This window comes from Flexivirga meconopsidis (assembly GCF_026162425.1).
GTDB classification, from domain to species: domain Bacteria; phylum Actinomycetota; class Actinomycetes; order Actinomycetales; family Dermatophilaceae; genus Flexivirga; species Flexivirga meconopsidis.
This window is the reverse complement of record NZ_JAOBQJ010000001.1, coordinates 738,297-751,160: the sequence shown is the minus strand read 5'-3', so window position 1 is coordinate 751,160 and position 12,864 is coordinate 738,297. Positions and strand designations below refer to the sequence as shown.

Here is a 12,864-nt window from a genome sequence, read left to right as displayed (position 1 = left end):
GACAAGACCTACGAAGACACGGGCAACGCGATTGCTCTCGTCGCGGCGTGCACGTCGCGCACCTCGATCACCCGCATGCCCGCCGGCGCACTCTCGGTGCCGAGCGACCCGGCCGGGACGATCGCGCGCTTGAAGCCGATGCGCGCTGCCTCGGCCAGGCGCCGCGGCACTCCCCCGACACCGCGGACGTCACCGGCGAGCCCGACCTCGCCGACCGCGAGCAGCCCCGCCGGCAGCGGTCGGCCTTCCTTGGCCGACGCGAGCGCCAGCGCGATCGCCAGGTCCGCCGCCGGCTCGGACAGTTTCGCGCCGCCGACCGTGGAGACATAACAATCGTCGTTGCGCAGCGCGACCCCGGCGCGCCGGTCGAGCACGGCCAGGATCATCGCGGTGCGCGAGCTGTCCACTCCGTTCGTCGTACGCCGGGCCGACCCGCCGTTGCCCGGGACCAGAAGCGCCTGCACCTCCGTCACCAGCGGCCGGCGGCCCTCCAGCGTCACGCTCACGCAGGTGCCCGGCACCGGCTCGTCCAGGCGGGACAGGAACAGCCCGCTCGGGTCGGGCAACCCGACGATGCCGAGCTCGGACAGGTCGAAACAGCCCACCTCGTCGGTCGGGCCGTAGCGGTTCTTCACCGCACGCACCAGCCGCAGCCGGGAGTGCCGCTCGCCCTCGAACTGCACCACCACGTCGACCAGGTGCTCCAGGACACGCGGCCCGGCGATGGAGCCGTCCTTGGTGACGTGCCCGACCAGCAGCGTGCCGATGCCGTGCCGCTTGGCGACCTGCAGGATCGCGGCGGCGACCTCGCGCACCTGACTGACGTTGCCCGGTGCTCCGTCGATCTCGGCAGAGGCGATCGTCTGCACCGAGTCGACGATGAGCAGCTCAGGCTCGACCCGGTCGATCTGGGCGAGCACCGTCGCCAGGTCGGTCTCGCTCGCCAGGTAGAGATCGCGAGCGAGGGCCTCGATGCGCTCACCCCGCAGCCGCACCTGCGCCGCGGACTCCTCACCGCTGATGTAGAGGACGCGGCGGCCGGCGCGCGCGGCCCGCGCCGCGACGTCGAGCAACAGCGTCGACTTGCCGATGCCTGGCTCGCCGGCGACCAGCACGACACCGCCGGGCACCAAGCCTCCGCCGAGCACCCGGTCGAACTCGCCGACTCCGGTCGCCTGCGCCTCCGCGCGCGTCGCGTCGACCTCGCCGATCGGTCGAGCCGGCCGCTCGACGGTCGCCGCCGCAGCGGTGCGCACCCGGGTCTGGCCGACCTCCGAGACCGTCCCCCACGCCTGGCACTCGCCACATCGCCCGACCCACTTCACGGCCTGCCAGCCGCACTCGGTGCAGCGGTAGGTCGGGGCCGGTGCCTTCTTGCGTGCGGTGGTAGCCATGGAGGAGAAGATAATTCGGCGCACCGACACCCCGGGCAGGCGCCCGCCTGCGCCATACCCGCCAATACACTGACCTGCGTGAATCGCTCCGACTGGGAATTGCTGCGCGAGACCCTGGCCTCCGTGGCACCGGGCACCGATCTGCGCGATGCGCTCGAACGCATCCTGCGCGGACGGACCGGAGCGCTGATCGTGATCGGTCACGACCCGGTGGTCGAGCAGATGTCGACCGGCGGTTTCCCGATGGACATCGAGTTCTCCGCGACGCGGGTGCGGGAGCTGGCCAAGATGGACGGGGCCATCGTGCTCAACAACGACGGCACCCGCATCCTGCGCGCCGCGACCCAGCTCGTGCCCGACCCGTCCATCGAGACGCGGGAGTCCGGCACCCGGCATCGCACCGCCGAGCGAGTCGCCAAACAGACCGGCTTCCCGGTGGTCTCGGTGAGTCAGTCCATGCACATCAGCGCGTTGTATGTCGGCAACCTGCGCCACGTGATCGAGGGCTCCAACGCGATCATGTCCCGCGCCAATCAGGCGTTGCAGACCTTGGAGCGCTACAAGTCGCGTCTCGACGAGGTGACCGGCACGCTGTCTGCGCTGGAGATCGAGGACCTGGTCACCGTGCGCGACGTCGCCAGCGTGTTGCAACGCCTGGAGATGGTGCGCCGGATCAGCGAGGAGATCAGTGAGTATGTCGTCGAACTCGGCACCGACGGCCGGCTCATCTCCCTGCAACTGGACGAACTCGTCGGCGGCCTGACCGACGACCGGGAGCTGGTGGTGCGCGACTACGTCGACGCCACGCGCTCGGACCTTACGGTCCAGGAGACGCTCGAGCGTCTCGGCGCGATGAGCGCGACCGACCTGCTCGACCTCGCCGCCGGCGCACGGGCCGCGGGCTTCAACGTCATCGGCGACGCGCTCGACATGTCGGTCAGCCCGCGCGGCTACCGGTTGCTCACCAAGGTGCCCCGGCTGCCTGCCACGATCGTCGACCGGCTGGTCGGCCACTTCGGCACCCTGCAGAAGCTGCTCGCCGCGGACTTCGACGACCTGATGGCGGTCGACGGGGTCGGCGAGAGCCGTGCGCGGGCGGTGCGCGAGGGCCTCTCCCGCCTGGCCGAGAGCAGCATCCTCGAGCGATACGTCTGAGCCTCGACACCTTTCGCACCCGATGAGCGACTACGGCGCGCTGCACGACACCATCCTCGATTGGTATGGCGCAAACGCCCGCGACCTGCCCTGGCGCCGGTCGCCGGAAGACTGGCCGTGGCCGCACGTCGACCGCGCCTGGGCGGTGCTGGTCTCGGAGGTGATGCTCCAGCAGACCCCGGTCGTGCGCGTCGAGCCGATCTGGCGCGACTGGATGCGCCGGTGGCCGACGCCCGCAGCACTCGCGGCGGCCGCGCCCGGCGACGCAGTGCGCGAGTGGGGACGGTTGGGTTACCCGCGCAGGGCGCTGCGGTTGCACGCCGCGGCGACTGCGATCACCCAGGAGCACAGTGGCGTCATACCGGCGAATCTTGAGCAACTGCAAGCACTTCCGGGCATCGGCAGTTACACGGCCGCGGCGGTCGGGGCATTCGCGTTCGGCATCAGGTCGGCGGTCGTCGACGTCAACGTGCGCCGGGTGGAGGCGCGGCTGATCAGCGGTGCAGAGCACCCAGCTCCGAGCCTGAGTGCTGCCGAGACCCGGCTCGCGGCGGAGTTGTTGCCCGCCGACGATGCGGCGGCAGCGACCTGGAACGTCGCGGTGATGGAGCTCGGTGCGCTGGTCTGCAAGGCGAAAACGCCGCAGTGCGAACGCTGTCCGGTGCTCGATCGTTGCGCCTGGGTGCTCGCGGGGCGGCCGGAGCACGACGGTCCGCGCAAGCGGGTGCAGAAGTGGGCCGGCACCGACCGGCAGGTGCGCGGCAAGCTGCTGCACGTGCTGCGTGACGCGAGCGGGCCCGTGCCGCGCAGCAAGCTCGACGTGGTGTGGCACGACGCAGCGCAACGCGACCGGTGCCTCGCCTCCCTCATCGAGGACGGCCTGGTCGAACCCCTTGCGCGCGAACGCTTTCGGCTGCCTGCCTGAGGTCAGCCCTTGGGCAGCGGCTTGACCGGCTGCAACCCGAGCCCGTCGAGCACTTCCTGCAAAACTTGCGCCGGGTTGCCGCGCGCCTCGACCACCACACCGGGCTCGTCCGGCTGCAGCGGTTCCAAGGTGGCCAGCTGCGACGGCAGCAGCGACGGTGGCATGTAGTGACCGGTGCGCTCGGCGAGACGCTCCTTGAGCACGTCCTCCGGCACATCGACGTGGCAGAAGCGCACATTCGGCCGGCCCTCGCGCAACAGGTCTCGGTAGGCCCGCTTCAGCGCCGAGCAGGTGACAACCGCGCTGCGGCCGTCGCTCTCGTGCTCGTCGATCCAGGTGCCGATCGCGCGCAGCCAGGGCCAGCGGTCCTCGTCGGTCAGCGGGATGCCGGCGGCCATCTTGTCGACGTTGGCCTGCGGGTGGAAGTCGTCACCCTCGGCGAACAGCCAGTCCATGACCTGCGCGATGCCCTTGGCCACCGTTGTCTTGCCGGACCCGGACACGCCCATCACGATCACGAACTGCGAACTCGCCGTGGTTTCAGTCATGCCGGCCACCATAATCCAGGCCGATCATCGATCGGGTGTTGCCATCGGACTTGCGAGCGGGTAAGTTCTCGCGATTGTGCCCGTGGTTGCGATCCACCCGTACATCCGTCTCCTGAAAGCCGGCTTCCGGCAGCAATCGGCATACCGTTTAGCCGCCTTCGGCGGCCTCGTCGCCAATCTGACCTTCGGCTTCCTCAAGGTCGCCATGCTCTTCGCCACCGTCCGTGCGGGCGGCGGCACCGTGCAGGGCTACGACATCGGCTCGATGAGCGCCTACATCTGGATCTCGCAGGGACTGCTCGGGTCGATCAACCTCTCCGGCCGCATCGACCTGGCCGACCGGATCCGCACCGGCGACGTCGCCGTCGACTTCCTCCGGCCACTCGACGTCCAGCTGGCCACGATCGTCACCGAGGTCGGCCGCGCGCTGTTCGCACTGATCCCGCGGGGGTTGCCGAGCGTCGCCATCGGCGCACTCACGGTCGGTATGACGATGCCCACGACTCCCGGGCCCTACCTGCTCGGCGCGGTGAGCCTGGTCACCGGCATCACCATCTCGTTCGCGACGGTCTACCTCGTCGCGATCGCCGGCTTCTGGCTGATCGAGACCCGCGGCCTCCAGATCCTCTACATGGTGCTCAGCGGCTTCTTCGCCGGGCTCTTCGTGCCGATCTCGCTCTTCCCGACCTGGCTGCTGATCGTCGCCGAGGCGACGCCGTTCCCGTCGATGATGATGTATCCGATCGACATCCTGACCGGACGCGTCACCGGATGGGCCTCTGCCGGCTTGTTTCTCGTGCAGCTCGGCTGGCTCGCGGCGATGCTGCTGGTGGGCCGGCTGCTGACGCTCGCCGGCCGGCGCAAGCTGGAGGTGCAGGGCGGATGAACCGCGACCGCCACCATGCGACCCAGCCCGATCAGGCACCGGGGCACCTTGCGGCATACCGGGCGGTGCTCTCCTCGCGCATGCGCGCACAGCGCAGCTATCGCAGCAACTTCGTGATCGACCTGATCAGCTCCGGGCTGGTCGGTCTGATCGAGCTGGCCGAGGTGTGGCTGCTCTTCCACCAAGTGGGGCTGCTCGGCGGGCTCACCTTCGAGCAGGTGCTGCTGGTCTTCGGCATCGGCGACCTGTGCTTCTCACTGGCCGACCTCTTCGTCGGGCACCTCGACAACATCCCGACCTACATCCGCAAGGGCACGCTCGACGTCTTCTACCTGCGGCCGCAGCCGCTGCTGCTCCAATTGATGACGAGCGACATCTCGTTGCGCCGTCTCACCCGTGCCGCGATCGGCCTGGCATCCATCGTGATCGCGTTGAGCATCAACCCGATTCACTGGTCGCCGGCCAAGGTCGCGCTGCTCGCACTGACGATCGTCTGCGGGCTGGTCACCTACGCCTCGCTCTACGTGTGGGCGGCCGGCGTGCAGTTCTTCATGGTCAACGGAGCGGAGTTCACCAACGCCTTCGTGTATGGCGGGCGCTACGCCTCGACTCAGCCCGCGGCGGTCTGGTCGGCACCACTGAAGGTGCTCTTCGGTTTCGTCTTCCCGGTGGCACTGGTGGCTTACGTGCCCACTTTGCGACTGCTCGACCTGCCGGGACCCGCCGGCTTCCCGACCTGGCTCGCGTGGTGCACCCCACTCGCGGCGCTGTGGATGGCGGCCTTCGGCCTGACGATGTGGCGCTTCGGCGTACGGCACTACCAAGGAGGGGGCGGCTGACATGGACTCGGTTGTCGAAACACACGGTCTGACAAGGGAATTCACCCGCCGCGGCAAGGGCGCGAAACTGCTGACCCGGTCCGCGCTGCGAGCGGTGGACGACCTCAGCATCACCATCGCACCGGGCGACTCCGTGGGCTACATCGGCGCGAACGGCGCCGGCAAGTCCACCACGATCAAGATGCTGGTCGGCATCCTTGTGCCGACGAGCGGCACGGTGCGCACCTGCGGCCTCGACCCGCTGAAGCAGCGTCGTGAGCTCGCCGCGCGGGTCGGCGTCGTCTTCGGTCAACGGTCGCAGTTGTGGTGGGACCTGCCGGTGCGCGAGTCGTTCGAGATCCTCTCCGCGATCCACCGGTTGCCGCCGAGCCGCTCCCGCGCCCGCACCGACGAACTCGTCGACCGTCTCGAGCTCGGGGAGTTTCTCGCCACCCCGGTGCGGCAGCTCTCGCTCGGCCAGCGGATGCGGGCCGAGGTCGCGGCCGCGCTGCTACACCAGCCGCAGCTGGTCATCCTCGACGAGCCGACGATCGGTCTGGACGTGTTGTCCAAGCAGCGCCTCCGGGAGTTCCTGATCCAGGAACGCGCGACGCACGGCACCACCCTGCTGCTGACCACGCACGACATGGGCGACATCGAGCGCCTCTGTGACCGGGTGCTCGTGGTCGACCACGGCCGTGTTGTGCACGACGGTGACCTGGACGGGCTCGCGCGGGCCGCCGGCGCGGGCCGCACGCTGGTGGTCGACCTGACCGGCCCGACCGCGGACCTGGGCGGCATACCACACACGGCGCACCTCGGCAGCGAGGTCGACGGCGCGCGCCAGCGGCTGGGCTTCGACTCCGAGCGGACCACCGCTGCCGCAGTGCTCGCCGCCGTCAGCGAACGCGCCGAGGTGCGGGACCTGTCGATCGAAGAGCCTGACATCGAGGACGTCGTACGCCGCATCTATCACGCGCGCCGGTGACGCGGAACGTTGCAATCCCGGGGTTTTCGAGCCGGCCAGCCGGAGGGGCGCCCGGCTACTGACCGGTCGCTTAGTTTGCCGATCAGTTAAACTTGACTGCTGCACGACGAGATCCACCACGAAATCGAGGGTCTCTGGGAAGCGCCCGGCGACCCGCGACGAGCCTCGTCGTGGGGACCTCCGGGCGGGCTCAGGGCCCCTCGCCAACGGCGAGGAGAACCGTGACCACGACAGTCGGCACTCGACCCGACCACGATGCACCACTGACCCCGAAGTCCCGCCACTTCCTGCAACGACTCACCCTCGCCACCGGCGGCGGCATGTTCATCGACGGGTTCGTCTTCGCCACCTTCGCCTCGGCGATGGCCGGCATGGCCAAGTCCGAGCTCGGCGTCAGCGGCATGTGGGAGAGCTGGATTTCGGCCTCGGTGCTGATCGGCACCTTCTTCGGTGGATTGCTGCTGGGTTACGTCACCGACCGCATCGGCCGAAAGCCGATGTTCACCTTCGACCTGATGCTTTTCAGCCTCTGCGCGCTGCTGCTGTTCTTCGTCACCGCACCGTGGCAGGTGTTCGTGCTCGGCATACTCATGGGTCTGGCCGTGGGCGCGGATTATTCGATCGGGTCACCGCTGCTGGGCGAGTTCGCCCAGCGCAAGACCCGCGGCCACTACCTGGGGCTGCTGGAGATCGGGTGGAACGTCGGTTACGTCATCGCCTACCTGATCGGCTACCTGATCAACACCTACGAACCCACCTGGTGGCGGGTCATTCTCGGGATGAGCATCGTGCCGGCGATCATCAGCCTGATCATCCGGCACGGGCTGCCGGAGTCCCCGCGCTGGCTGGTGAGCAAGGGCCGCACCGACGAGGCCGTGGCGATCTACCGCGACGAGCTCGACCTGCAGAACCCGGGCGACCTGCTCGACGAGCCGGAGCAGGAGACCCGTTGGACGGTGCTGTTCTCCAAGCAGTACATCCGCCGGACGCTCTTCGCGTCACTGTCGTGGAGTGCGATCGTGATGCCCTATTTCGCGCTCACCTTCTTCGGTCCGGACATCCTCAAGGCGCTCGGCATGGGCAGCGACTCGCTGCTGGGCGCTCTGCTCGGCACCATCATCGCGCTGGTCGGCGCGACCATCTCGTGGAAGCTGGTCGACCGGGTCGGGCGGCGGATGATCGTCATCTGGCCGATGTTCGGCTGTGCGATCGCGCTCTTCCTGGCGTCGATGTACATGCACATGCCGATCGTCTTCGGGGTGATCGCCTACTTCGGCTACCTGTTCTCCTACGGGATCATGAGCATCACCACCGGCATCTACCCGGAGGAAATCTTCCCCAGCTCGGTGCGCGCCTCCGGCGTCGGCCTGGCCAGCTCGATCAGCCGCATCGCGGCGGCCATCGGCACCTGGGGTTTGAAGCCGCTCCAGGACGTCATCGGCACCTCGGGGGTGTTGCTGGTGCTGGCCGGAGTGTCGGCCCTCGGCGGCATCCTGTCCTACGCGTGGGCGCCGGAGACCAACGGCAAGTCGCTGACCGAGACCTCGCACGAGAAGGACCCGCACTCCTATCAGCGTCGTCGCCCGCGCACTGCGCAGCCTGCCTGACAGTCGTCCGGCCAAAGTGACCTTCGTCGCATCGCGGAGGAGGTCGCTCCCGACTCCGGCGACCGGACTCTGCGGCCTGCTGCGACATACCCATCGGTAACCCGTTCGGGAGGCAACAGGCCGCAGAATCACGGCGAAATCCTTGAGCAGGTGACAAAGTAGCCAACCAACTGTCTAGGCCTTTACGGTCAGCTTGTGGTCACCACGCCGGCTACTCGCCGCCCACTTGCCCGCGCTGCCGTCGCCGGGACCTTCGTAGTCGCCGCGGGTGGTCTGGTCAGCGGCTGCGGGATCAGCGACCGGGCCGATGCGAAGACCAACTGGACCGCGGTCTCGACACCGGCCACCGCGAGTTCGACCGTGTCCCCGAGCGCGAGCGCGAAGCGGGAGCATCCGGTGGATTCACCGGACGTCTGCGGCAGCGGCGCCGGCCTGCCGGTGATGGTCATCAGTGGTTCGCTGACATGCAACGAAGCACTGCAGGTGGTGCGGACCAACGTCGCGCAGGTGCAGGCCATGCAACGCGAACGCCAGCCCGGTGGAGTCGGTGAGTGGCTGTGCGAGCCGATCTCCGGCGCCGCCGCGACCGCCGCCACCCATCCGCTGATCTGCTCGGCCCGCGAAAGCACCGTGCAGATCGGCTGATCGGCTCGGCCTGCGCCCCAGCCGGTCAGGAGGGGAAGGTCAGCAGCATGCGGTGGTTGCCGAGGGTGTTCGGCTTGACCCGATCGAGGTCGAGGAATTCGGCGACACCCTCGTCATACGACTGCAGCATCTCGGCGTAGACGTCGGGCGTCACGGGTTCGCCGTCAATCTCGGAAAACCCGTGTGCCGCAAAGAAACCCACCTCGAAGGTGAGGCAGAAGACGCGCCGCACCGATAGGTCGCGGGCCCGCTGCAGCAGGGCGGCCAGCAGTTCGCTGCCGATGCCGAGGCCCTTCTCGGCGGCGTCGACGGCGAGCGTGCGCACCTCGGCGACGTCCTCCCACATCACGTGCAGGGCCCCGCACCCGACAATGCGGCCGGCACGCTCGACGACGAGGAACTCCTGCACGCCCTCGTAGTAGGCGACCACCGGCTTGGGCACGATCGCCCGCCCGTCCACGTATGGCGCCACGAGCTCGCGGATGCCGCGCACGTCGGTGGCCCGGGCGGCGCGCATCGTCAGCTCGGGGTCCTTCACAATCGGGCAGCGTACTCAAGGCACTCCAGACGCCGGACCGCCGCACCGATGAGTTCCGGGGCCGGCCACGGTCTACTTGACGTCTCACTTCGTTCGCACCAGGAAGGCACGACCATGAGCGACATCGGCATCGGGCAGTTCAGCCTCGTCTGCATCGTCACCCCTGAGCAGGACAAGGCCGTCGAGTTCTACGAGGGCCTCGGCTTCGACAAGCGGGTCGACCAACCGTTCGGCGGCGGCTACCGCTGGATCGAGGTCTACCTGCCCGGCGGAGACACCGGCGTTGCGCTGGCGCCGCCGCCCGAGGGGCACGAGTTCCAGCCGCAGAGCACCGGAATCACGCTGACCGCGAAGGATATTGACCACACCTACGAGGCGATGAAGAAGCAGGGGGTCGATGTCGACGCGGAGATCATGCGCGGTGAGGGTCCGGTGCCGTCGCTGTTCTGGTTTCGCGACCCGTCCGGCCACACCCTGATGGTCGTGGAGTCGGAGTAGGCGCGTCATACCGGCAAAAGTCGACCCTCGGCATACCGACGCGCCGACAATCGCGACTCTCGCGGCGTGTTCGTATGCCGAGGGTCGAGAAACGCTGGTCGGGGGCGTACGCAAAAAAGGGTGGCCGGGCTGAAATCAGCCCGGCCACCCTTTTGCGTCGTATGCCGAAAGGACCTACTCCTTGCCGAGGTCCACGCCGCCGGCGGTCTCGACGGTCAGGCCGTCGGGCGCCTCCGGCTTGGGGCTGCCGGTGAAGGTGAAGGTGGCTTCCTTGCCTTCGCCCTCGGTGTCGACCAGCACGATCTCGCCGGCACCGAGCTCGCCGTAGAGAATCTTCTCGGAGAGCGCGTCCTCGACCTCGCGCTGGATAGCGCGACGCAGCGGACGAGCACCAAGGGCCGGGTCGTATCCGCGCTCGGCCAGCAGCTTCTTGGCCGCGGGCGTGAGCTCGATCGCCATGTCCTTGTCCTTGAGCCGGTTGTCCAGGTCAGCGATGCGCAGATCGACGATCTGCATGATCTCCTCCTGGGACAGCTGCGGGAAGACGATGGTGTCGTCGACGCGGTTGAGGAACTCAGGCCGGAAGTGCTGCTTGAGCTCGTCGTTGACCTTGGCCTTCATCTTCTCGTAGCCGGTCGCCGTGTCGTTGCCCGGCGCGAAGCCGAGCGTGACGCCCTTGGCGATGTCCCGGGTGCCGAGGTTGGTGGTCATGATGATCACGGTGTTCTTGAAGTCGACCACCCGGCCCTGGCTGTCGGTCAGGCGACCGTCCTCCAGGATCTGCAACAGCGAGTTGAAGATGTCCGGGTGCGCCTTCTCGACCTCGTCGAAGAGCACCACCGAGAACGGCTTGCGCCGCACCTTCTCGGTCAGCTGGCCGCCCTCTTCGTAGCCGACGTAACCGGGAGGCGACCCGAACAGCCGCGACACGGTGTGCTTCTCGGAGAACTCCGACATGTCGAGGGTGATCAGCGCGTCGTCGTCGCCGAAGAGGAACTCCGCGAGCGACTTGGCCAGCTCGGTCTTACCGACACCGGTGGGGCCGGCGAAGATGAACGAACCGCCCGGACGGCGCGGGTCCTTCAGCCCGGCGCGGGTGCGCCGGATCGCCTGGGACAGCGCCTTGATCGCGTCGTCGTTGCCGACGATGCGCTTGTGCAGCTCGTCCTCCATCCGCAGCAGGCGGCTGGACTCCTCCTCGGTCAACTTGAAGACCGGGATGCCGGTGGACGCGGCCAACACCTCGGCGATGAGCTCCTCATCGACCTCGGCCACGACATCGATGTCGCCGGCCTTCCACTCCTTCTCCCGCTGCGCCTTGGCGTTGATCAGCTTCTTCTCGTCGTCACGCAGCGACGCGGCCTTCTCGAAGTCCTGCCCGTCGATCGCCGACTCCTTCTCGCGGCGGACGTGCGCGATCTTCTCGTCGAACTCGCGCAGGTCCGGCGGAGCGGTCATCCGGCGGATGCGCAGTCGCGCGCCCGCCTCGTCGATCAGGTCGATCGCCTTGTCCGGCAGGTGCCGGTCGTTGATGTAGCGGTCGGCCATGTTGACCGCACCGACCAGCGCCGCGTCGGTGATCGTCACCCGGTGGTGCGCCTCGTAGCGGTCGCGCAGCCCCTTGAGGATCTCGATCGCGTGCGGGATCGTCGGCTCCTGCACCTGGATCGGCTGGAACCGGCGCTCGAGCGCGGCGTCCTTCTCGATGTGCTTGCGGTACTCGTCGAGCGTGGTCGCACCGATCGTCTGCAGCTCGCCTCGCGCCAGCATCGGCTTGAGGATCGACGCGGCGTCGATCGCGCCCTCGGCGGCACCGGCACCCACCAGGGTGTGGATCTCGTCGATGAACAGGATGATGTCGCCGCGGGTGCGAATCTCCTTGAGCACCTTGCGCAGCCGCTCCTCGAAGTCACCGCGATAGCGGCTGCCCGCGACCAGCGAGCCGAGGTCGAGGGTGTAGAGCTGCTTGTCCTTCAGCGTCTCCGGCACCTCACCGCGCACGATGTCCTGGGCCAGGCCCTCGACGACCGCGGTCTTGCCGACGCCGGGCTCACCGATCAGCACCGGGTTGTTCTTGGTGCGCCTGGACAGCACCTGCATCACGCGCTCGATCTCCTGGTCCCGCATGATGACCGGGTCGAGCTTGCCCTCGCGGGCGGCCTGAGTCAGGTTGCGGCCGAACTGGTCGAGCACCAGCGAGCCGGCTGGGGTGCCGCTCTCCTGGCCCGGCTGGCCGACGCCGGCGCCCTGGGGCTCCTTGCCCTGGTAGCCGGAGACGAGCTGGATGACCTGCTGCCGCACGCGCGACAGGTCGGCACCCATCTTGACCAGCACCTGGGCGGCGACGCCCTCGCCCTCGCGGATCAGGCCGAGCAGGATGTGCTCGGTGCCGATGTAGCTGTGGCCGAGCTGCAGTCCCTCGCGCAGCGAGAGCTCCAGCACCTTCTTGGCGCGCGGGGTGAACGGAATGTGACCCGACTGGGTCTGCTGGCTGGGGCCGATGATCTCCTGCACCTGCTCACGCACGGCGTCCAGCGAGATGCCGAGGCTCTCCAGCGCCTTGGCGGCGACACCCTCGCCCTCGTGGATCAACCCCAGGAGGATGTGCTCGGTGCCGATGTAGTTGTGGTTGAGCATGCGCGCCTCTTCCTGAGCGAGCACCACAACTCGCCGGGCGCGGTCTGTGAACCGTTCGAACATCTCAACTCCTGAAGGTAGCTGTCGCCACCGTTGATGCTAATGCGCCGACCTGCACGTGTATGACGGCACGTGCGCACGGCGGGACTTGTCGGTCACAACGCCACTGGTCTCCAGCATGTTCCACCACGGGACGTCGCCGGAAGCGGTGTTCGCGGATGGCGA

The 12,864-nt window shown here is 68.3% G+C and carries 12 protein-coding genes; 8 read left to right on the top strand and 4 right to left on the bottom strand.

All coding sequences use genetic code 11. The features are described from left to right. Positions 1 to 8: 8 nt before the first annotated feature. Positions 9 to 1,394, bottom strand: a complete 1,386-nt coding sequence (radA, locus tag N2M23_RS03660) for a DNA repair protein RadA (protein ID WP_265443365.1) — start codon at positions 1,392 to 1,394, stop codon at positions 9 to 11. 78 nt (positions 1,395 to 1,472) lie between these two features. On the opposite strand from radA, the gene disA reads away from it, so the two are divergent. Both disA and N2M23_RS03650 read left to right on the top strand, forming a co-directional pair. Beyond that, entirely contained in the window at positions 1,473 to 2,549 is a 1,077-nt protein-coding gene (gene disA / locus N2M23_RS03655) for a DNA integrity scanning diadenylate cyclase DisA (RefSeq protein ID WP_265443364.1), read from the top strand. A gap of 22 nt (positions 2,550 to 2,571) precedes the next feature. Further along, entirely contained in the window at positions 2,572 to 3,474 is a 903-nt protein-coding gene (locus N2M23_RS03650; protein ID WP_265443363.1) for an HhH-GPD family protein, read from the top strand. A 2-nt stretch (positions 3,475 to 3,476) separates the two neighbouring features. On the opposite strand, the gene N2M23_RS03645 is transcribed toward N2M23_RS03650, so the two are convergent. Then, positions 3,477 to 4,022, bottom strand: a complete 546-nt coding sequence (locus N2M23_RS03645) for a gluconokinase (RefSeq protein WP_265443361.1) — start codon at positions 4,020 to 4,022, stop codon at positions 3,477 to 3,479. 76 nt (positions 4,023 to 4,098) lie between these two features. On the opposite strand from N2M23_RS03645, the gene N2M23_RS03640 reads away from it, so the two are divergent. The 5 genes from N2M23_RS03640 to N2M23_RS03620 all read left to right on the top strand — a co-directional run bounded on the left by N2M23_RS03640 (position 4,099) and on the right by N2M23_RS03620 (position 8,966). After that, positions 4,099 to 4,908, top strand: coding sequence for an ABC transporter permease (locus tag N2M23_RS03640; protein ID WP_265443359.1), 810 nt, complete (start codon positions 4,099 to 4,101; stop codon positions 4,906 to 4,908). Continuing rightward, entirely contained in the window at positions 4,905 to 5,747 is an 843-nt protein-coding gene (locus N2M23_RS03635; protein ID WP_265443358.1) for an ABC transporter permease, read from the top strand. The genes N2M23_RS03640 and N2M23_RS03635 overlap by 4 nt, the downstream gene beginning before the upstream one ends. A gap of 1 nt (position 5,748) precedes the next feature. Beyond that, on the top strand, positions 5,749 to 6,714 hold the full coding sequence (locus N2M23_RS03630; protein ID WP_265443356.1) for an ABC transporter ATP-binding protein: 966 nt from the start codon (positions 5,749 to 5,751) through the stop codon (positions 6,712 to 6,714). 221 nt (positions 6,715 to 6,935) lie between these two features. Continuing rightward, positions 6,936 to 8,321, top strand: a complete 1,386-nt coding sequence (locus N2M23_RS03625; RefSeq protein ID WP_265443355.1) for an MFS transporter — start codon at positions 6,936 to 6,938, stop codon at positions 8,319 to 8,321. Between the two features lie 195 nt (positions 8,322 to 8,516). Beyond that, positions 8,517 to 8,966, top strand: coding sequence for a hypothetical protein (locus N2M23_RS03620; protein ID WP_265443353.1), 450 nt, complete (start codon positions 8,517 to 8,519; stop codon positions 8,964 to 8,966). Positions 8,967 to 8,991: 25 nt separating this feature from the next. On the opposite strand, the gene N2M23_RS03615 is transcribed toward N2M23_RS03620, so the two are convergent. Further along, entirely contained in the window at positions 8,992 to 9,483 is a 492-nt protein-coding gene (locus N2M23_RS03615; protein WP_265443887.1) for an amino-acid N-acetyltransferase, read from the bottom strand. A gap of 135 nt (positions 9,484 to 9,618) precedes the next feature. Here N2M23_RS03615 and N2M23_RS03610 point away from each other — a divergent pair, with 135 nt between their 5' ends. Continuing rightward, positions 9,619 to 10,002 (top strand): VOC family protein, encoded by a 384-nt coding sequence (locus N2M23_RS03610; protein WP_265443351.1) that lies wholly within the window; start codon positions 9,619 to 9,621, stop codon positions 10,000 to 10,002. 174 nt (positions 10,003 to 10,176) lie between these two features. On the opposite strand, the gene N2M23_RS03605 is transcribed toward N2M23_RS03610, so the two are convergent. Continuing rightward, on the bottom strand, positions 10,177 to 12,702 hold the full coding sequence (locus tag N2M23_RS03605; RefSeq protein WP_265443350.1) for an ATP-dependent Clp protease ATP-binding subunit: 2,526 nt from the start codon (positions 12,700 to 12,702) through the stop codon (positions 10,177 to 10,179). Positions 12,703 to 12,864 lie beyond the last annotated feature (162 nt).